The following is a 20,876-nucleotide window of genomic DNA, read 5'->3' on the forward strand; positions in this document are numbered from 1 at the left end:
TGACCGTGTCTTTGATACCCACGATTTCGATTTCTTCGCCAACCTTGATGATGCCGCGCTCAATACGACCGGTCACAACCGTACCACGGCCAGAGATCGAGAACACGTCTTCAACAGGCATCAAGAAGGTACCGTCAACGGCACGCTCAGGCGTAGGAATGTAGTTGTCCAGCGCCTCGGCCAGAGCCAGAACAGCTTGGCTGCCCAATGGGCCTTCGTCGCCTTCCAGAGCCAGTTTGGCCGAACCCTTGATGATCGGGGTGTCGTCGCCGGGGAAGTCGTACTTGGACAACAGCTCACGAACTTCCATTTCAACCAGTTCGATCAGCTCTTCGTCATCGACCATGTCGGCCTTGTTCAGGAACACGATGATGTAAGGAACGCCAACCTGACGGCTCAGCAAAATGTGCTCGCGAGTCTGGGGCATTGGACCGTCAGCGGCCGAGCAAACCAAGATAGCGCCGTCCATCTGGGCAGCACCCGTAATCATGTTCTTGACGTAGTCAGCGTGGCCGGGGCAGTCAACGTGTGCGTAGTGACGGTTAGGCGTCTCGTACTCAACGTGCGAGGTGCTGATGGTGATACCACGTGCTTTTTCTTCAGGGGCGTTGTCGATCTGCGAGTAATCGCGTGCTTCGCCGCCGTATGCCTTGGACAGAACCGTGCAGATTGCAGCGGTCAGAGTGGTTTTACCGTGGTCAACGTGACCGATAGTACCGACGTTGACGTGCGGTTTAGTCCGTTCAAACTTGCCTTTAGCCATGGCAGACTCCTGAAGGGATAGAACGATAGAGAGAAGAGAGATGTGGTGCCCATGACGCGGATCGAACGCGTGACCTCTCCCTTACCAAGGGAGTGCTCTACCACTGAGCCACATGGGCATTCAACTTCAGCCCAGAATGGCCAAAGATTTTAAACCTGGAGCGGGTGAAGGGGATCGAACCCTCGTCTTAAGCTTGGAAGGCTTCTGCTCTACCATTGAGCTACACCCGCAGACTTTTCTTCACCCTCTCCTAAAGCCGCCTTGCTGGCTGACTTTAGAAAAGTGCTGGTGGTGGGAGTTGGATTCGAACCAACGTAGGCGCAGGGCCAACAGATTTACAGTCTGCCTCCTTTAACCACTCGGACATCCCACCCGAAGCGAAAATCGAATTATGGGCATGTTTTGCGAAGTCGTCAAGTCTTTTACGAATAAAACCGAATAATTCGATGAAAATCTAAAAAAAAACTGATTTTGACCGGTTTCCTTACTGGTTTTGCCACTGTCTTGGGGCGCCGGGGATACCATTTTTGAGCGCATTCAAAACCAGACAAACAGGACGGAATGCGGGTAAACACATAGATTTTTTCTTGTTTTCAGGGCTTATTTTTGTAAGCAAAAGATACGACATCAGGTTTTCTGCTTTTAATCCGGCTTTCAGGCATCTTCCCTACTCTTTCCTTCTCCTCCTTAAGGTCCTTATCTTGCTGTTTTCTACTGGCTGGAGCACAAGCAAGCAATCTGAATAATCATGCAACCATGAGCAGTCCCGCAAACAAGGTTGGATTGTCCAACAGCTTTAGGAAGGGGAAATCCATCATTTCAGAAGTTTTTCTAATCCATCTCCTTCTTGCCGCTTCTTTTTTACAGGAAGCTGCGGACCATTAACAAAACGCGGCTCATAACAACGAAAAAGCCGACCTGTGGTCGGCTCTTTCAATGGCAATCACATTGTTTGCAGCTTAATGCGGGCCTGGCTTAATCGTTCGTTTGCTCCAATAGGGATGACAAGCCCTGCTTTTCCAACAAGGCGTTCAGATGCTCCCAGCCATGAAACGCGATCTGCAGCTGACCTTTATCCTTGGCCCCCACCTTCAAGGTCACTTTAGTCCCCAAGTGGTCAGACAACACTTTTTCAAAGCGCTGTACGTCCCCATTGCGACTGGCCTTGTTCTGAGCCTGTTTGTTGGCAGGTTCGTCATCCTCATGCAGGGCACGGGCAACCAGTTTCTCGGTTTCTCGTACCGACAGACGGCGGGCAATCACTTCGTTGGCCAGCATGATCTGACGAGCAGCGTCCATAGCCAGCAAGGCACGGGCGTGCCCCATATCGATGTCCCCGGCCAGCAGCATAATCTGCACAGGCTCTGCCAGGTTAATCAGACGCAGCAGGTTGCTGGTGGTCGAGCGCGAGCGGCCAATAGCCTGAGCAGCCTGCTCGTGGGTCAGCCCGAACTCGTCCAGCAGACGTTTGACGCCTTGTGCCTCTTCCAGCGGATTCAGATCTTCACGCTGAATGTTCTCAATCAAAGCCATGATGGCGGCGTTTTCGTCGCCAACTTCGCGCACCAGGACGGGGACTTCTTCCAGACCTGCAATTTGCGACGCGCGGAAACGACGCTCACCAGCGATGATCTCGTACTTGCCTTTATCCTTACCCGACAAGGGACGCACCAAAATTGGCTGCATCACACCTTGGGCGCGAATGGACTCGGCCAGCTCATTCAAGGCTCCCTCGTCCATTCGAGTTCGCGGCTGATATACCCCTGCCTTCAGCAGCTTAACGGGCAGGTTGGAAGGCGGGCCATCGCTTACCGCCGCTTCGCCCTTTTTCCCTATAGTTGCGATAGCGCCTGTGTCTGCGCCGAGCAAGGCATCCAAGCCTCGACCTAGACCTTTTGGTTTTCGTGTAGCCATGCTTACATTCCTATTGATTCTTGTGTGCCTTATGCCTTATCGCTGCGGGAGTCTTTCTTCAAGCGCTTGATCAGCTCTTTGCCAAAGTCCATATAGGCCTTGGCACCCCGGGAGTTCTTGTCATAGACAATACCTGGCATACCGTGACTTGGCGCTTCAGCCAAACGCACATTACGTGGCACCACCGTCTTGAATACCTTATCGCCAAAATGGGTCTCGATCTGATTGGAGACTTGCTGCTGCAAGGTGACACGACCATCAAACATCACCCGCAGCAAACCAATCAACTGCAGATCCGGATTGATATTGCGATAGACCCGTTTAACCGTATTGACCAGATCCGAGAGCCCTTCCAGAGCAAAGTACTCGCACTGCATGGGGATGATGACCCCATGCGCGCTAGCCAGGCCATTGAGCGTTAACAGCGACAAGGTAGGTGGGCAGTCGATCAGCACAAAATCGTAATCGTCCAGCACCTGTGCCAGAGCCTGTTTAAGTTGTTGCTCGCGCTCTTGCATCTGGATCAGGTCGATTTCCGCGCCCGACAACTCCCTATTGGAAGGCAAGACGTCATAACCACCTGTTTCTGAATGTATCTTTACATTAGCAATGCTTTCATCACCAATCAGTACTTGGTACAAATTGCCAGACAGGTTGTTCTTATCAATACCGCTACCCATAGTGGCATTGCCCTGGGGATCCAGATCAATCAACAAAACTTTTTTCTTCAGTACCGCAAGTGCAGCGGCCAAATTGATCGCGGTGGTTGTCTTGCCTACCCCACCCTTTTGGTTCGCAATACAGAACACATAGGCACGGGGAGATTTTTCGTCGTTTTTACTCATGATTATCCTTGCTGCACCAACCACACTAGACAACGCTGTGCCTCTAGCTCCGGTACGGTTAATGATTCTATTCGTTCGACTTGCCAGTTACTTTCCGATTGCAATGCGGCTATTTCCAAGTCAGGCTCTTTACCCTTCATAGCTGCAATGCGCCCACCTGGTAGAACATGCCTGCCTGCCAAATTCACGAAATCAAGCAGCGAAGAAAAAGCTCGGGAAACCACAATATCTGCCTGCATGGGTTCCTGCTGCTCTACACGCACATGCATTGCCGACAAATTAGGCAAGGACAAAGCCCCCACCATTTGTTGAACAAATGCCATTTTTTTCTCAACAGCATCAATGCAAGTAATGTTCCACGTGGAACATGATGCTGCCAAAACAACCCCCGGCAAACCAGCCCCTGACCCTACATCCACAATCCGAACCGATTCTTGAGCCGATTGATTGCGGCCGGCCAGGTAATTCTGAAACGGGCGCACAATAGACAGGCTATCAAAAATATGTTGCACCAGCATTTGATCTGGGTCACGCAGGGCAGTCAGATTATAGGTACGGTTCCAGCGCTGCAACTGATTAATATAATCCAGTAGCTTGCGCACCAAGGCAGGATCCTGATCCAGACCCAAATCCAGCAGGGCCTGATTCAGGCGTTTTGAAAAAATGTCGCTCATACCGTTTGTTTGTTTTTTTGCTTGCGCTTCAGGTGAACCAGCAATAAAGACACCGCCGCAGGTGTCACACCCTGAACACGTCCGGCCTGGCCAATGGTCAAAGGCTTTGCAGCCTTCAAGCGCTGCCGCACTTCAATCGACAATCCTTTGATATCGTCGTAATCCAAATCTTCCGGAATGCCCTGCTCTTCCAGCGCTGCCTGACGAGTCACCTCGTCCTGTTGACGCGCCACATAGCCTGCATACTTCACTTGGATTTCAACCTGTTCAACATACACCGGATCGTCCAGACCGGGGCCTGCTACGGGGACACCTTGATCATTGAGTACAGCCATTAGCTTTGCATAGTCCACTTCGGGACGCTTGAGCAAATCGAAGAAAGAGTATTCCCGTTCGATATTTTTGCCTAACAGTGCATTGGCCTGGTCAGCGGGCAAGCTACGAGGGTTCACCCAGGTGCCCTTCAAGCGCTCAATTTCACGTGCGACAGCATCGCGCTTACGGTTGAATTGATCCCAGCGGACATCATCCACCAGCCCCAATTCGCGACCCATTTCCGTCAGTCGCTGGTCGGCATTATCTTCCCGCAGGCTTAAACGATACTCCGCGCGAGAGGTAAACATGCGGTACGGCTCGGTCACCCCACGGGTAATCAAATCGTCTACCAACACACCCAGGTAAGCCTCGTTACGGCGTGGGTACCACTGTTCTTTACCTTGCGCCAAACGGGCGGCATTCACCCCAGCCAACAAGCCCTGTGCGGCTGCTTCTTCGTAACCCGTCGTGCCATTAATCTGGCCGGCAAAGAACAAGCCACGAATTTGTTTGGTTTCCAAAGTCGGATACAGAGATCGGGGATCGAAATAATCGTACTCAATCGCGTAGCCGGGACGCATGATACGGGCATTTTCCAAGCCAGGCAGACTGCGCACCATTGCTAATTGGATATCGAAAGGCAGACTGGTGGAGACACCATTAGGGTAAATCTCAGTCGTGCTCAAGCCTTCAGGCTCCAGAAACACTTGGTGGCTGCTCTTGTCTGCAAAGCGATGAATCTTGTCTTCAATCGATGGGCAGTAACGTGGGCCAATACCCTCGATGGTGCCCTGGTCGCTATACATGGGCGAGCGATCCAGGCCCGAGCGAATAATATCGTGGGTACGCTCATTGGTGTGCGTAATCCAGCAAGGCATCTGCTGGGGATGCATGGAAACATCACCCATATAGGAAAACACCGGAATCGGATCACTATCGCCTGGCTGAACTTCCAGACGAGAAAAATCGATTGTGTTGGCATCAATGCGTGGAGGGGTCCCTGTCTTCAATCGCCCTTGTGGCAATTGCAGTTCCCGCAGGCGGTGGGCCAAACTGATGGAGGGGGGATCCCCTGCCCGGCCTGCCGAGTAATTATTCAGACCTACGTGGACCAAGCCATTCAAAAAGGTACCTGCCGTCAGAACCACGGATTTGGCTTTGAACTCCAAACCAATCTTGGTGACAGCCCCTACCACCCGATCACCTTCCACAATCAGGTCTTCGACCGACTGCTGGAACACCATCAAGTTGGGCTGATTCTGCAGAACCTCGCGGATAGCTTTGCGATACAAAGAGCGGTCTGCCTGTGCACGCGTTGCACGCACGGCTGGCCCTTTGGAGCTATTCAGGGTGCGGAATTGAATACCAGCATGGTCGGTGGCCAAAGCCATCGCCCCGCCCAGCGCATCCACTTCTTTAACCAAATGCCCCTTGCCAATCCCCCCAATAGAAGGGTTGCAGGACATCTGCCCCAAGGTATCCATATTATGGGTTAACAATAAGGTAGACACACCGGTTCGAGCTGCCGCTAAAGCCGCTTCGGTACCAGCATGTCCGCCGCCTATGACAATAACGTCAAACTCTTCGGGATAAATCATGTCAGAACAGCTAAAAAATAAAAATCAATTATACGATTACCTGCACTGGATGTTCCACGTGAAACACATGAAACCAATATCTGTTCCACGTGGAACACAGTTTTTTGCGTAAATACCACTGTGGATAACTTTGTGGAGAAACAGACCGTTTTTTATCCCCAGGCCCGACTACGGCGCGTGGGTTATGCTTTCAAAGGTTTTTTTTGACCATAACACGCCCAGGAGCGAAGCTATAAAAGGCGCGCTTATCACCCTTAAACCCCATAAAAGTAGCTATCTAAGCGGCTACCCTCCAGCAAGTGGGTAAAGGCAATCCAAGTAGAGAGCAAAATTGTGGATAACAGAACAATCAAAAAAACACTGCCAGATAAATAGGAGCACAGCGCAACAGTCAGGTGACAAGGGAATTTGCGCTGAGAAGGAGAAGGGATAGCTCCCAATTTGCCAATCTGACTACTTTGTCTGCAGACAAAATCAATTAACAAAAAGAGATCCTTCAGACAAGACCAGGCTTGTGGGCGAGACCAGGCAGTGCTTTAAAAATGCCGTTTTATCTCCGGTCTGTCTGAGAATATGAAGCTTGATTAGACGCTCAGGTTTAAGACACAGGTCTATCAGAAAAATTCCTGCAGTCACAACGGGGCTGCCAGACACACCAGAAAAACAAAGTTCGGACTGTATATAGGGAACAGCTATATCGATGTAAGAAACTGTCCTGAACCCAGGGTTCCACGATCAACGGAAAAGCGTGGAATCTATGGTATTTTCGTCAAGAATTTATCTGATACTACGCCGCCCAACTTTTGCTCAAATCTGAAGCACGGGTGCATTTTTATTATTCCTATCCGTTGACCCATGCAGATCACATCCAAGCTCCCTTCTGTGGGCACCACCATCTTTACTACCATGAGCCAATTGGCCCTGGATTACAAAGCGATCAACCTCGGACAAGGCTTTCCAGACTTCAATCCAGATCCGGCTCTGATTGAGGCCGTACACCAAGCCATGCTCGATGGTATTAACCAATATCCCGCCATGGCTGGCTACCCTGCCCTGCGGGCAGCTATTGCCAACAAGACACTCGCTCGGTATGGCCACTGTTATAACGTGGATACGGAGATTACCGTTACCAGTGGCGCGACCGAGGCCTTGATGGCCAGTTTTCAAGCCTTTGTGCATGCAGGCGATGAAGTCATTGTCATCGAGCCCTTCTATGACTTGTATATCCCCGCCATCGAGCTAGCAGGAGGTATTCCTGTTACCGTGCCCATGACAGCGCCTAGCGAGTCTGTACCTTACTACCGCGTGGATTGGGAGCGTGTGGAAAAAGCCATCACCAACAAGACTCGCATGCTGGTGATTAACTTTCCGCACAATCCGACCTGTACCCTATTGCAGCCCCAGGACCTGGATGCGTTGGAACAGATTGTAGAAAAGCATCCTTTGATCATCTTGTCCGATGAAGTCTATGAACATCTGACCTTCGATCAGAAAGAACATTTAAGTCTGGCTACCCGTCCCCGTCTGGCAGAACGAGCAGTGATTGTTTCTTCCTTTGGCAAGACCTTCCACGCTACAGGTTGGAAAGTAGGCTATTGCTGTGCTCCAGCCATTCTCAGCACGGAAATCCGTAAGGTCCATCAATACACTGTCTTTACCGTTCCCAGCCCTTTACAGGCCGGTTTGGCCGCTTATATGCAGGATCCTGCTACCTGGGAGCGCCTACCTGCTTTCTACCAGGAAAAGCGCGATCATTTGCACCAAGGTCTGCAAAACACCCGCTTCACACCTATGCCCAGTGAAGGGACTTTTTTCCTATTGGCCAGCTATGAAAATATTTCGGAGCTGTCCGAGTTGGATTTTGCCAAGTACCTGAACCAGAACTACGGAGTAGGCGCGATTCCTGTCTCAGCCTTTTATCTGGAACCCAATTCTGCACAGGCTAACCATCGTTTACTGCGTTTTTGCTTTGCCAAGCAGCACAACACCTTAGATCAGGCTATTGAACGCTTAAAAAAGGTCTAGAGCCTCTCTTCATCTTGTTTTTCAAACCGCCGATAGGCGGTTTTTTTTGCCGCCGGGCCACCCCAAGGCAAAAAGCTCCCCTTGGGGGGCAGCAAGCGCGAAGGCGCAGCGTGGGGTTTTTTTGTTCCCGATTTTTGTGGACAAGTACGACAGCGCTAATCTGTCCTTTCGCAGCCAGAAAAGACGGATCGCTGCACTGCAAAACATCGCAAGCGTTTTGAGACCCAAAACATGGAACACGGACCACAAAACCCGTGTTTTGCACCCCGCAAAGCGTCAAAGGTGAAACAAGCAATTCAGTCTTCAAGAGTCATCCTGTTGATAACTTTGGGGGTAAACCTGATTTTTTGCCCAGTTATCACTTCTTTTCTTTTGATAAAAACAAGCACAAGCCAACGCTACAGCTTCTGCGCTTCAGTCCCCACCATCAGCAAAGAAAACGACTTCAACATTAAAATAAAGAAAAATATAGATATAAAACAAGGACTTATTACAAAACTACGTACTTTTCACTTACTGTCTATCTGTGAAAATACACAGTTCATCAAACCCTTTCCAACAACGTAAGACGAGTGTGAGCATCAACACACGCCTTACCCACAAAATGTGGATAAGTCAAAAATTCAAACAAGATTGGCCTAGTACAAGCTCCAGGCGCAACAATCCCTGAAACCATAGTTAATACTTGGCCAAACAAATCTTCCAGATAGAACTCCCCTCTTTTGCTATCAGACCCTTTATTTGAGTTTTTCTCATACTGACGAAAACCCCAAGTGACTTGATAGCAAAGTCGACCTTGCTTGATGCTGAAAATGAATTTTCAACTTCTGCGGTTCAAATTCCTGCATGCAAAAGTCGCATAAGCCAGCTTCGAGCAAGATCGTGATTTTTGTTCATGGACTGCATCTTAGTCGAGAACTTTTGGCTTGCAAAGGGTTGGGGCCTGGCCTGCAAGGAGTTGAACTTATCTTATATAACAAGCACTTAAATCTTTTATTAGAATTAATGGATGGAGGCCTGTTGATAAGTCGAACAAGTGTCTTTAACAACGATAAAACAAGAACTTAGACCTTTTTTTTCCGGGGATAGATCTAACGCTTACCGGTGGATGGTTTAGGTACAACTTTTATACTTCACAAAGAAGCACCTACTTATGCCTTATGTATCCACACCCTGTTCACAATGCCCTTCCTAGAGCTTATCCACAGAAAAGAAAATTGTAACAGCGAGCAGAAAAGTGAATTTAGCGGGTTGGATACGTAAAACCGGTGTCCGTCATGATGATTTTCTCAGGCCAACGCAAAGCGGCCAGGTGAAAGGCGGAGTCTTCGGGCTCCTGATCTTTACGGCGATCACGCCAGCGAGCCCCAACGGAAAAATCCACGCAAAATGTGTTTTTCTTCGCTCCGTGCCAGGAAAAAGGATCTATATCCTTGAATAACAAGGAGTATTTAGACATTTTCGCTGTCGGCTGAGGAAAAAGCTGGCGCCAATAATGACCAAAAATCACCGGAATATCGTCCTGATAACTGTCCCACCAAGGGGTACGGTCGGAAAAACGCCATCGGTTACCCGCAAAAAAGGGACGATTTGCCGGTCCTTCAGTCCCGGAAGTGAGCAAACGGATGGGGTTGAAGTCATTTTTGATCAAATCGTAGTCAATGTAGGCCTGCAATAACGGCACCAACGCCTCTGGATCTTCGATTTTTTCTTTCCATTCCTGTTTTGCAGCTAGATATTTATCCAGAATTCCTTCTTTTTCTGCATAAGTATCCGCTTTACGCTCGCATTCGAAGAAAAAATCAAGAAAATTTTCGCTTTTAACCGATCGAATATCATCAATTGCTGAATTATTCCAGGCGGCATGCACAATTCTGAGGTCGTTTCTTTCTAATACGATAGGTAATGAGCTTAAAAATTTTTTAATTTCATCTTTATTCTTTGGTTTTACACGCGTAAATGGCGAGTAATTTTTTAAATCTGACTGATATCGTTGGTCAAAATACCAACCTGATCCATCTTTTGCATCGTCTATCAGCAGATTGATTTCATGATTACCTAATATTCCTTTTGCTTTATTTTTATTTATCAAGAACTTAAGGTATTCAATGACTGCCGGACTGTTTGGACCTCGATCACAATAATCTCCCACGAATATCAGACTACGTTGCTCTGGATGAGAGCCATTTTCTTGGTAGCCCAAATTTTGGATCAGTTGTTGCAAGGCCTGAAGTTCTCCATGTACATCGCCGATGATGTCTAAAGAACCTGAAGGTAAGGGCTGTACAAGAAAGTTGGGCATGGGTGAAGATATCTTTATTTAATAATAACTATATATATAACTGGTAATGGATAATGGGTGTCTGTGGATAAGTCGCATAGATGAAAATTTACCTTTAATTTCAGTGACTTATTGAACATTTTTGCCTGTGTACCACCTTGATGGAGTCGGTGGACCAAAACTGGACAAATTTTGAGGTCTACAAAGATAGGTGACTTATCCCCCTTTCATCCACAGCACGTCCACAACAGGCCTTCTTGGAGCTTATCCACAGGGCTTCAAGGCTAGTCGTGGCCTTAAATATAGCTTTTTTGCCCAATCCTTGACTGATTTTCTGGCTGGATCCCCCCTTCAGGGAGCGTCTGGGTGAGCTGAGGTCGGTGTTTGTACCCGTACCCTGTTTGAGCAAGAATTAAGCCTTTATAATATCCACAAACTATTCACTTTCTTATTAACGGTTATTTTTAATAGATTCCATATTTTCATTTTTGGCTTAATCTATTTTGTTAATAAAATTGTGGATTTCTTTGTTATGCAAGCCTGTGGATAAGTTGGCCTATCACGACCGTTATTAGTTTCTCTGGCCCAAACAAACTCCTATCTTTGTGATTCAATATATTGGTTTTGTTTTTCACCCTAGTTTTTATTTTTATCTACAGGAAATAAAAAATTAGCAGTCCGATTTATTGTTTTTAATTGTTAGTTGGATTGTTTTCTTGCTATTCGTCTTTCCTTTATATAGACAGTTTTTTTGTTGATTAATATTTTTTTAAAAAAAAGAAATTAATCAATAATTTGAATCTGTTTATCCCTGTCCTCCAGTTATTTGCTTTGATTATCAGTTGATTTCTTTCTTCGCTTTGTAGATAAATAAAAGAATGGCTTGGAGCAGAGCAATAAACATTGAATGATCAGGTTTAACGGTGGAACCTATCTGCCGACCCGACCCGACCCGACCCGACCCGACCCGACCCGACCCGACCCGACCCGGCGTGCTGTGGCCATGTAGATCTGGATGTTTTCTCTGTATTGGATATAAACCCAGATTCTGTCTCGGCCTGCTTCAGCTTCTTTAGCCTGGGCATGCTTGATCGACCGTTCTCAGCCTGGATGCCGAGCGTGGCTTTTTGGCGATAGCGGGTAATTTGTTTAGTCAGCTATCTGCTTTGATAGGACAATCTGCTCACCGTGGAACTTCCAGGGCATTGGGGCGACAAAGCCTTGAGTTTGAAGCACAGATCGCCGCCACAGTAAGGCAAAACAGGGGCTTGCTTGAGTGCATAGACACTATGCTGCTGTCGTGGCGGGTGGTATCACCCACTTATCTTTAAGGGGTATGTTTTTTCCTTGGCAATAGCAAGGGTATTCTCCTGCTAGCCTGTGGCTTGTATCGCTATAAGAAATAGCGCGAAACCTCCCCTCATGTAACAATTGCCGCCAAGGCTGTTTAATCCTTAAGTATCGTCTCGCTACTCACCCCGTACTTCATGTCTCAACCGAATATCGAAGAAGCCGCTCAGGATTGGCATGGCTTGCTCCAGAAAGTGCCCCTGGCAGTCCGTGCTCATGTGCTGACTATCACTCAAGATAACCAGGACGAGCTTGCGACCCACTTTTATACGCATATGCTCAAGCATCCTGCTGCGCAGGTGTATCTGTCACATGAACAGGTGCACAAGCGTTTGCATCGTTCCTTGCGCAGTTGGTTGGTTCAGCTGTTTTCGGTAGATGAGCACAGTGATATGCAGGACCAGGTCAGGCTGCAAAATCAGGTTGGCGAGGTCCACGCACGGGTGGGGGTACCTGTTCATCTGGTGCTGCGCGGCGCACGCTTGCTCAAGGGGCGTTATGCCCGCTTTTTGTTTGAGTCCTCGACTGTCAGCTCTGAGCAAGCGTGGGAGTGCTTTCGTTACGTTCAGAGCTTTATTGACTTGGCGATGGAGCTGATGAGCCATGCCTATGCCAATTCTCGTGAGCGTAAATCCCGTGCTGAAGAGTCTTATCGCCTGTTTGCCATTGTGCAGAACGCGGCAGCCGAGCGTGGGCGACAGCGTGCCGCACTGCTGGATTGGGAAAATCTCTTTATGTTTGCGATGGCGGTCAACAATGGCGTGACGCCTGCCCCGCGAATTGGAGATTCGGACTTCGGTATTTGGTTCAAACATAAGGGCGCTCATGCGTTTCAGGGCACGGTAGAGAGCCGTGAGATCCTGGATCTGATGAACCTGATTGATACCGAGTTGATGCCCGCGTTCGAACAAGGGGACACGAAAGGACAGATTTCGCGCTTGCACGAGCTGCGTGATCGAACCCGGGCGATTGGTTTGCACCTGGATCGCTTGTTTGAGCAGCAAAACGAGCTGGAGTCTGGCCGGGACGTGTTGACCCGCCTGTTAAGCCGCAAATACCTACCTGTAGTGCTTAGCCGTGAAGTGGGCTATGCCCAGCAGCGGGGATCGCGTTTTGCGCTGCTGGCCGTGGATATAGACTTTTTCAAACGTGTCAATGATACCTACGGACATGATGCGGGCGACCGCATCTTGCGTCAGTTTGCCGAGCTGCTCAGCAATAGTGCTCGTGCCGGTGATTATGTATTCCGTCTTGGCGGCGAGGAGTTCCTCCTGGTATTGGTCGATGTGGATGGGGATGGAGCAGTGCGTGCTGCCCGCAATTTGCGTCTTCGCATTCATGCGGAAACCTTCCGGGTTGTGGATGGGGAGAGCATGAATATCACTGCCAGTATTGGCGTGGCCCTGTACGATGGCCACCCGGATTACGAGCGTACGTTGCGCCGGGTTGACCGCGCCTTGTATCAAGCCAAAGAAGAAGGCCGCGATCGGGTTGTGTACATTTGACCGGGCACGCTTGCCCACCCTTTTATGTCGTATGGCAGCAACCTGTGCTACAAGTGCGTATTGTTCTGTTCTTGCCAGTGTTTGCCGCCTGATTTCTGACTGTGTGTGGCCTGTGAAGTGCTTGTCCCGGGCCGGATGTGGTGCGATAAACACAATTACATTGAATGGCATCAATGCTTTGGCCTCAGGTTGAAGCAGGATTTGTTTGCGAGCTGATTTTATGCATCCCCGTTTGGCTGTTCTACCCCAGTATCTCCTTCCTAAACAGGCTCTGACCGAGTTTCTAGGCGGCTTGGCCTCTAAGCCCTTGGGCGGGCGTACGACCTGGGCTATCAAGCGCTTTATTGACCGTTACCAGGTCGATATGAGTGAGGCGGAAAACTCCGATCCAGCTAGCTACACTACGTTTAACGAGTTCTTTGGCCGCGCCTTGCGCCCGGGCGCCCGCCCTATCGCGGATACGGCACTGGTCAGCCCTGTCGATGGTGCTATTAGCCAACTGGGGCCTATTCAGGGCGCCGAGGTGTTCCAGGCGAAAGGCCATAGCTATTCAACCATCGCTTTGGTGGGTGGTGACGCCAAGGAGGCTGCTCGCTATCAGGATGGGGTGTTCGCAACCCTGTATTTGAGTCCCAGCGACTATCACCGGGTGCATATGCCTTGCGCGGGTGTTCTCAAGCGCATGATTCATGTGCCTGGTGACTTGTTCTCGGTCAATCCTACGACAGCGCGTGGTGTCCCTGGCCTGTTTGCGCGTAACGAACGTGTGGTCTGCTTTTTTGACTCCGAGCAAGGCCCTTTCGTACTGGTGCTGGTGGGGGCGACGGTGGTGGGCAGTATGGTCACGGTTTGGCACGGTGTGGTGAATGCCTCGCGTGATGGCAAGATTCACGAATGGAATTATGACGGCCAGGGTATCGCCTTGGAAAAGGGGCAGGAAATGGGTCGATTCTTGCTGGGCTCTACTGTTGTGATGCTGTTTCCTAAAGAAAGCGGATACCGCTTTGATCCTGGCTGGCAGCCGCAAGGCATCATTCGTCAAGGTCAGGCGATGGGCTATCAGGGCTAAACCCTGTTTTCTAATGAGTAAAACCTGTGTTCAAGTGGACACAGGTTTTTTTTGTCGTCGGGCCGCCCCAAGGCTCGGTGCCCTCGGCAAAAAACTCCCCCTGAGGGGTAGCAAGCCGAAGGCGTAGCGTGGGGGCATGGTTGACGGTTCAGCGCTTAAAAATCAATTTGTATTTAAGGTGTAGGTGGAGTAGGTATGAAAAGGTGGGGGGCGATGGTGATCAAGATTTTGGTCTTGTTATTGGTCTTGGTAGTAGCGGTCTGGGGGACGCTTGCACTGCAATTTCAGCTTTCGGCAAGCCTTGGACGCTGGCTGGCATTGGCCGGCTGGGTCGCGGTGGCTGTACTGAGTCTGTACGCCTTGGGTAAGGGCAAGAACTGGCTCTTTGTGCCTCAGGCGCTGGGCTTTTTGGTGCTGGTGGGCTGGTGGAGCAGTATTGTGCCTAGTAATGACCGGGAATGGGCTCCTGATGTCGCCAGAATAAGCGATGGACAGGTCAATGGTTCGATTGTGACTTTGCACAATGTGCGTGACTTTACCTGGCGCAGTGAGACCGATTTTGACGAGCATTGGATAAGCCAGGACTATGATTTGCAGACACTCAAATCGGTAGATATGTTTCTTTCGTACTGGATGGGGCCAGTGATTGCCCATACCCTGGTGTCTTTCGGGTTTGAAGATGGCCGTCATGTGGTGTTTTCGGTAGAGATACGCAAGGAAAAGCATGAGGCTTTTTCTGCAATAGGCGGTTTTTTCAAAGACTTTGAGTTAAGTCTGGTCGCGGCAACAGAGCAGGATATTGTGCGTACTCGCAGTAATATTCGCGGCGAAGACGTATACATGTACAGCGTGGATTTAGCTAAACCCGCTATGCAGGCCTTGTTCTTGTCGTATGTAAAGCAAGGCCAGCAATTGCAGACTACTCCCCGTTTCTACAACACGTTGACGGCTAACTGCACCACCATTGTTTATGACATGGTCTCCAGGATCGTGGATGGCGTACCGTGGGACTGGCGTGTGCTGGCGTCGGGCTATCTGGACGAGTATGTGTATGGTTTGAATGCTTTGGCACCCGACCATAGTTTTCAGGAACTGAAGCAACTGGGTTACATCAATCCAAGAGCCTTGTCACAGCGGGAAGGGCAGGATTTCTCAGCCCTAATTCGACAGGGTTTGCCTCTCGTAAAGCCCTTTTAAGGCTGTTTTAGGTGCTTTTGTTCCACGTGAAACATATGTTTTTCTTGTTATGATCTAATAATTAGATCGTTTCAAAAACAAAGAAGTAAATAAAACCCCATCATGTAAAAAAACATATGATGGGGTTTTTTATTTCAAATCTCCGGCTTAAGGAATAAGATTGGCTTGAAAAAAATAAATCTTACTGCGTGAGATCTTTTTCCTGAGGCGGCTTAAGGAGTTGCCCGCCACTGCACTAGTTGCTCTAGCGTCATGGTGTTGCCACCACATACAACAACCAGAATATTTTTGTAAGGGGCTAAGGCCTCGTGATCTAGATACAAGGTCGATAACGCTGCGCCGCATGCGGGTTCCACCAGAACACGATGGTCGGTCAGAAAACGTAAACAAGCGCTGACGGCCTGGGCATCACTGACCTGAATGCAGGTGGTGGGTTGGGACTGGCTAACGGCATATGCCTGATCGCAAACACGAGGAGCTGCCAGCGAGGTGGCAACCCCGCTGACCTGGCTTAGTGTGATGTGCCGGCGTTGCCGCACTGATTCGCCCAGGCTGGCTGTGCCCTCGGTTTCGACAGCAATAATGGTGGTCTTGTCCCAACCCTGCTCTCGCAGACCTTGGGCGACGCCGCTTAGCAAGCCTCCTCCCCCTACCGCCAGCAAGACGGCATCGGGCTGCACGCCCATTTGGGCCACTTCAGCAATCAGGCTGGCATGGCCTTCCCAAAGCAAAGGGTCGTCAAAGGGATGGATCAAGGCATCATCTTCTTGCACCAGGGTCAGCGCATATTCATGGGCTTCCTGCCAGTTCTTGCCGACCACGTGTAGTTCGGCTTTTTCCCGTTGAATCAGGCGTCTGGCGTGTTCGCTGGTGCTTTCGGGAACGACGACAAGGGTGGGTATGGTGAGCCGGCGCCCGGCGTAAGCGACAGCAATCCCTGCATTGCCACCCGAGGAAATGATAAAGCGTTTCTTGTTTTGTTCAGCGTGATGCTGGCATAGGTGCCCAATACCGCGAATTTTGAATGATCCGCTAGGTTGCAATGCATCCATTTTCAACCAGATTTGTTTGCCTAGTGGTTCGCTCAAGGCATGTGAGTAAATAAGTGGTGTCTCAAGGTGAAGAATCATTTCTTATCGTTCCAGATTTTATAGTGATCTGTGGGGCATGATAAGTGCTCAAGGCCCTGTTCACCCCATTTTATCGGTCTGAAACATATGTGGCTGAAAATATTGAGCAGTGTCTGGTGGCGGTCAGGTCAAGCGTGCGGGAAACGATTTGGTAAGGATGTTTATAGCAAAGAGCCTGGGTTCGGTAACTGCCCTCGTTCTTTGCACCCAGTCTCTTTATTAGCGTTTAATGTGAGGCAGCTTACTATCTGTCTGATAGTCTGCACCTTCTTACAATTTAGCTTCTTCGGAACCGTAGTGTCCAAGCTAAATCAAGGGCTTATCTGATAAAATGCTAGCCAAACTGCCCGACTCAAGACCTCTTTCTACATAGGATGCAGGCCCGGTCTCAAGCGTTTAATTTTAGATGCGTGATACGCACAAAAAACCATTCCAATCACTCCGGCCATAAAGCAGGGTTGTTTTTTGCTTTGCCTGATCGGAATAAAAACAATAATAACCAGAACTTATTTCTAGAAAAGGCGCTGTTGTAGCGGCTCTTAAAGGAATAAAGATTTTGTTATGAAAACTGCTACCAGACCTGCTGATATATATATGCGTTTTTTGCAGCTCGCCGATTCGCTGCATACCCTGCCTTGCTTGCCCTGCCTGGACCCTCTTGAAGAGCGTATCTTGGTGCTGGTTGCCAAGGCGTCAAAAGATTGTTTGCGTTTGTCGGTACGCGATGTCATGGCCGTAGAGCGGCTGGGATCGCCAGCGACCATACACACCCGGCTCAAGTCCATGCGCGAGAAAGGCTGGATCGTTCTCAGTGATACGGAGGACACGCGCCGCAAACAAGTTGATTTGAGCCAAGCGGCCTTGCTGCATTTTGACCGTCTTTCTGCCTGCCTGTTAGAAGCCGCCAATGTCTGATTTCACCAATAATACGGTGATGCATTGTGTGTAATTCCAGTATCTGTAGACAATAAGCTTTTGGCTTGAAGCTAATGCGTTGGACGCGTTCGGGTCCAGGCAATGGAATGCAAACACGCATTTATCCAACGAGTCCGCATGCCCAGCACAAAAAAGAAGGGATAAAAACAAGACGCTTGCTCCAAGATTTACCTGCCTGTAAAGAGTCTATTTTTCTATACTCAGGGTTCATATTGAATTTCCAGGCTTGGAGGCAGAATGCGCTTACCCATCTATCAGGTCGATGCCTTTACTGACACCTTGTTTGCAGGCAACCCTGCTGCCGTGGTGTTGTTGTCCGAGTTCCCTGACGATGCCTTGATGCAGTCGATTGCGGGAGAGAACAATCTGGCGGAAACCGCCTTTCTGGTACCACAAGGCCAGGACTTTGGTCTGCGCTGGTTCACCCCTACGGTAGAAGTGCCCTTGTGCGGTCACGCCACCTTGGCCAGTGCGGCAGTCGTACTGCAGCATGTGCGTCCCCAGGATAGCCAGGTGGTATTTCATACCCTGAGTGGTGCGTTGACGGTGCGTCGTGACCGGGGGGCTTATGTCATGGACTTGCCTGTGCGCCCTGTTATCCGTGTGGATGACAATCCGTTGCTGGAAAAAGCCTTGGGTACCAAGGTTGCGCAGTTGTGGCGTAATGACTTCACCCATTTGGCCGTGTTGGAGACGGAAGCGCAGGTACGAGAGCTGCAGGTGGATACGGCGGCCATGCTGGCCAGCGGTTGTGAAGGGTGTATTGTGACTGCGCCAGGCTCGGGCCAGTTTGATATCGTCAGCCGCTTTTTTGCGCCTGGTCACGGTGTTGAGGAAGACCCTGTTACGGGTTCGGCGCACTGTGCTTTGCTGCCTTACTGGGCCCCTATTCTGGGGAAAAACCATTTGCTGGCGTTTCAGGCTTCTTCTCGAGGCGGGGTGCTCGATTGCTCTTTAGAGGGTGATCGCGTGTTTCTGAAGGGGCAGGCCGTCATGTATATGGAAGGCCATATCCAGGTCGGTTAAGACGGCCTAAGGCGTTATAAGCAGGCCTGGCATTGCTGTTCCCCTGTATGTAACGCCCTTTCCTTGCAGCAGTACCGTGCTATCAGCACAGCCGTTAGAAAGACAAGCCAGCGTATTTTGGTTCGGTTTTCTTTATGACGGCTTTTTATGTTTTTTTGATCTCTTATGATTCCTGTTGCGCCCTTCTCCTCGATACTTTTGCTGATTCTTACGCTTGGCCCGATCGCACTGTTTTTTCTGTTGGTCTGGGCGGTTTCGCTTTTAGTGCAGCCACGACGCCGGGCAAACTTTAAGAAAAACCCCTGGCCGCGAATCCTGTTTTTGCTCCCCTTGTTGGTATTGGCGGCTTACTACAGCGTTTTTCAATGGGAGAGCTATCGGTTTGAAAAAAAGCAGCAACAGGAGCTGGCTAGCCGGCAACATGTTTTAAAAGAGCCGGGCCGCTTTGCCGGGGTGGATATGCCAAGCGGAACAGAGCTGGAATTGAGTGTGTGGGGCGACCCAGACAGCGTGTCCTGGGCCCGTTTTCCAGAGGCTGTGAAGATAGGCAACGCTCTTGTATTGTCATTTGAGCGCCCCCGGCCCGATCTGCAAAACTCCAGTTGGAAACTGCATCTGGCAGGCGATGCAACGCTGGAGGGTTGGCAGTGTGATGGCAATCAAGTGCTTGAAATGGAACAAGATCTTATGGAAATGAACGGCTTTCGTTTTGTCAGCTGTTTTTTGGCCAAAGGCAATCAAATTACAGGCTGGAGTCCTTATGCGGCGGCCGCCAATATGAGTACGGCTCCAGACTTCGTTCTGGAGCTACCTGCGGGTACTTTGGTGCAGTCCAGACCCGCTGGGACCTTGTATACGAATGGAGAGCGGGATCAGGATCGCTGGATGGTGCGCGTTGAGGCAGAGGGTTTGCAGGTCCGTGCCTGGAACTTGCCGTTGGAGCGCGCTTATTTCTCGGTCGATAAGAATAAAGACCTGCTTTATCTCTCCCAAGCGCGATTGGCCCAGGAAATTCAATTCGGTGGATTTCCCTATTTGGCCGGTACGCGTGTGTCTACACCCAACTATCGTTTTTACCCGCAGTGGCCCCTTTTATTGAAAATGGTATTGCCGGCGGGTGAGGGTTCGGATCACAGTAAAGAACAATTCCACGAACTGCTCAGCGGCCAAATTTTGGACGATTTTCACTAGTTAACGGCCTGATTTTGGCTTTTTTTACCTGTAATCTGCATTTTTTTTGTAGTGAGTGTAATTAAATAAGGCGAATTTGTTTTGATTAGCTCAATTTGAGTTAATGTAAGCATTTGAAGCGTTTGTATAAAATAAAAACGTAACGTTTTCAAACGTTGACAGCTAGACAGCTAAAAAGTTGGTGGCTACTGGTTTCCTTTCCTGAGGTTTTGGGCTCGAGCGGCAGGGACTTGCCGCCACGCTGAAACCACCCTATTGCTGGCGTAACTGAACAAGGTTAGATGCCGCTATGACGACATATCAAGGGGAGCTGCTGGAGCATACGCAGGCTCACGCACAAGCTGCTTATTGGTTTACTCGCTTGAACTCCGGCGAGGCGACTGCAGCCGAATTACGAGAGTTTGAAGATTGGCGTCGTGACAATCCAGAAAATGAACGTTCATATCGATACATTTGCTATTTTTGTGACGCCAGTCTGGATGCGCCCGAGCATGAAATCCGCCGTTTATTGGCCAGTTCGGGTGAGAAGGCGGCGTTGCTCAAGCCTTATCACCGAGGTCTGCTGGCCGGTTTGTTTGTTTTAGCCTTGGCGCTGACGGTGTTTTTCTTTTGGCCGGAGCGGGTACTACGACAAGAGCATCTGATTTCGGGGGCACAAACGCTGGAGCAGCGGTTTGTGGATGGCGCGGTGGTGCAATTGGGCCCCGACTCCGCTCTCGAAATCCGCGAGTACGAGGACAGGCTGAATCTGCAACTATTACGCGGTCAGGTCACTTTGCTGCTGGCTGACCCCACACCAAAGAGCGTGACGGTCTTTTCCAGCTTTGCGCAGGCGCGCAGCAACAAGGGGCAGTTTTCGGCCTTTTTGAACAGCGATCAAATGACGTTTGCGGTGGATACAGGTTCGATCGAAGTCTCCAGTGGAACATGGTGGCGCCGACAGATTCGGGTCTTGATTCCGGGTCAGTATCTTGATGTTGACCGGTGGTCTGGCATGAAACGGGTTCAACCCGCTCCTGTATCTCCCAATGAGGCCGACTAAAAGTCGGCCTCTTAC

Annotated in this window: 14 protein-coding genes, 3 tRNA genes and 1 pseudogene; 8 read left to right on the top strand and 10 right to left on the bottom strand. The window is 49.8% G+C overall.

Features of this window, described 5'->3' with window-relative positions:
- The 8 genes and pseudogenes from CA948_RS00005 to mnmG all read right to left on the bottom strand — a co-directional run.
- Positions 1-763: pseudogene (locus CA948_RS00005) on the bottom strand (elongation factor Tu); the annotation flags it as partial.
- Positions 764-806: 43 nt separating this feature from the next.
- A tRNA-Thr gene (locus CA948_RS00010) sits at positions 807-881 on the bottom strand.
- A gap of 38 nt (positions 882-919) precedes the next feature.
- Positions 920-993: transfer RNA gene (locus tag CA948_RS00015), tRNA-Gly, on the bottom strand.
- A 56-nt stretch (positions 994-1,049) separates the two neighbouring features.
- A tRNA-Tyr gene (locus CA948_RS00020) sits at positions 1,050-1,136 on the bottom strand.
- A 602-nt stretch (positions 1,137-1,738) separates the two neighbouring features.
- Complete coding sequence (locus CA948_RS00025) at positions 1,739-2,677, bottom strand: ParB/RepB/Spo0J family partition protein (RefSeq protein WP_108726977.1); 939 nt, start codon at positions 2,675-2,677, stop codon at positions 1,739-1,741.
- A gap of 29 nt (positions 2,678-2,706) precedes the next feature.
- Positions 2,707-3,522: a ParA family protein gene (locus CA948_RS00030; protein WP_094198194.1), complete on the bottom strand. Its 816-nt coding sequence runs from the start codon at positions 3,520-3,522 to the stop codon at positions 2,707-2,709.
- A 2-nt stretch (positions 3,523-3,524) separates the two neighbouring features.
- Complete coding sequence (rsmG, locus tag CA948_RS00035; protein WP_108726978.1) at positions 3,525-4,196, bottom strand: 16S rRNA (guanine(527)-N(7))-methyltransferase RsmG; 672 nt, start codon at positions 4,194-4,196, stop codon at positions 3,525-3,527.
- A complete protein-coding gene (gene mnmG, locus CA948_RS00040) occupies positions 4,193-6,109 on the bottom strand; it encodes a tRNA uridine-5-carboxymethylaminomethyl(34) synthesis enzyme MnmG (RefSeq protein WP_108726979.1) in 1,917 nt (638 codons plus the stop codon). The genes rsmG and mnmG overlap by 4 nt, the downstream gene beginning before the upstream one ends.
- 855 nt (positions 6,110-6,964) lie before the next feature.
- Here mnmG and CA948_RS00045 point away from each other — a divergent pair.
- Entirely contained in the window at positions 6,965-8,134 is a 1,170-nt protein-coding gene (locus CA948_RS00045) for a methionine aminotransferase (RefSeq protein WP_108726980.1), read from the top strand.
- Positions 8,135-9,377: 1,243 nt separating this feature from the next.
- Here the strand turns inward: CA948_RS00045 and CA948_RS00050 are convergent.
- Positions 9,378-10,436, bottom strand: coding sequence for a metallophosphoesterase (locus tag CA948_RS00050; protein WP_108726981.1), 1,059 nt, complete (start codon positions 10,434-10,436; stop codon positions 9,378-9,380).
- A 1,466-nt stretch (positions 10,437-11,902) separates the two neighbouring features.
- On the opposite strand from CA948_RS00050, the gene CA948_RS00055 reads away from it, so the two are divergent.
- From CA948_RS00055 to CA948_RS00065, 3 genes are all read left to right on the top strand, one after another.
- Positions 11,903-13,270, top strand: a complete 1,368-nt coding sequence (locus tag CA948_RS00055; protein WP_094198199.1) for a diguanylate cyclase — start codon at positions 11,903-11,905, stop codon at positions 13,268-13,270.
- A gap of 220 nt (positions 13,271-13,490) precedes the next feature.
- Entirely contained in the window at positions 13,491-14,339 is an 849-nt protein-coding gene (gene asd / locus CA948_RS00060) for an archaetidylserine decarboxylase (RefSeq protein WP_108726982.1), read from the top strand.
- Positions 14,340-14,534: 195 nt separating this feature from the next.
- A complete protein-coding gene (locus CA948_RS00065; RefSeq protein WP_234354363.1) occupies positions 14,535-15,536 on the top strand; it encodes an Lnb N-terminal periplasmic domain-containing protein in 1,002 nt (333 codons plus the stop codon).
- Between the two features lie 212 nt (positions 15,537-15,748).
- Here CA948_RS00065 and CA948_RS00070 read toward each other — a convergent pair whose 3' ends face one another.
- Positions 15,749-16,666: a pyridoxal-phosphate dependent enzyme gene (locus tag CA948_RS00070; protein WP_108726983.1), complete on the bottom strand. Its 918-nt coding sequence runs from the start codon at positions 16,664-16,666 to the stop codon at positions 15,749-15,751.
- 561 nt (positions 16,667-17,227) lie between these two features.
- On the opposite strand from CA948_RS00070, the gene CA948_RS00075 reads away from it, so the two are divergent.
- The 4 genes from CA948_RS00075 (at position 17,228) to CA948_RS00090 (ending at position 20,861) form a co-directional block, all read left to right on the top strand.
- The gene (locus tag CA948_RS00075) at positions 17,228-17,581 is read left to right on the top strand and encodes a MarR family transcriptional regulator (protein WP_021447165.1); all 354 of its coding nucleotides are present in this window, start codon (positions 17,228-17,230) and stop codon (positions 17,579-17,581) included.
- A gap of 258 nt (positions 17,582-17,839) precedes the next feature.
- Complete coding sequence (locus tag CA948_RS00080) at positions 17,840-18,628, top strand: PhzF family phenazine biosynthesis protein (RefSeq protein WP_108726984.1); 789 nt, start codon at positions 17,840-17,842, stop codon at positions 18,626-18,628.
- A gap of 459 nt (positions 18,629-19,087) precedes the next feature.
- Positions 19,088-19,819 carry a hypothetical protein gene (locus CA948_RS00085; protein WP_238988623.1) on the top strand — a complete coding sequence of 244 codons (732 nt, stop codon included), beginning with the start codon at positions 19,088-19,090 and terminating at the stop codon, positions 19,817-19,819.
- Positions 19,820-20,108: 289 nt separating this feature from the next.
- The gene (locus tag CA948_RS00090) at positions 20,109-20,861 is read left to right on the top strand and encodes a DUF4880 domain-containing protein (RefSeq protein ID WP_094198204.1); all 753 of its coding nucleotides are present in this window, start codon (positions 20,109-20,111) and stop codon (positions 20,859-20,861) included.
- Positions 20,862-20,876: the final 15 nt, after the last annotated feature.

The organism is Alcaligenes aquatilis, from assembly GCF_003076515.1.
Taxonomy (GTDB): domain Bacteria; phylum Pseudomonadota; class Gammaproteobacteria; order Burkholderiales; family Burkholderiaceae_B; genus Alcaligenes; species Alcaligenes aquatilis.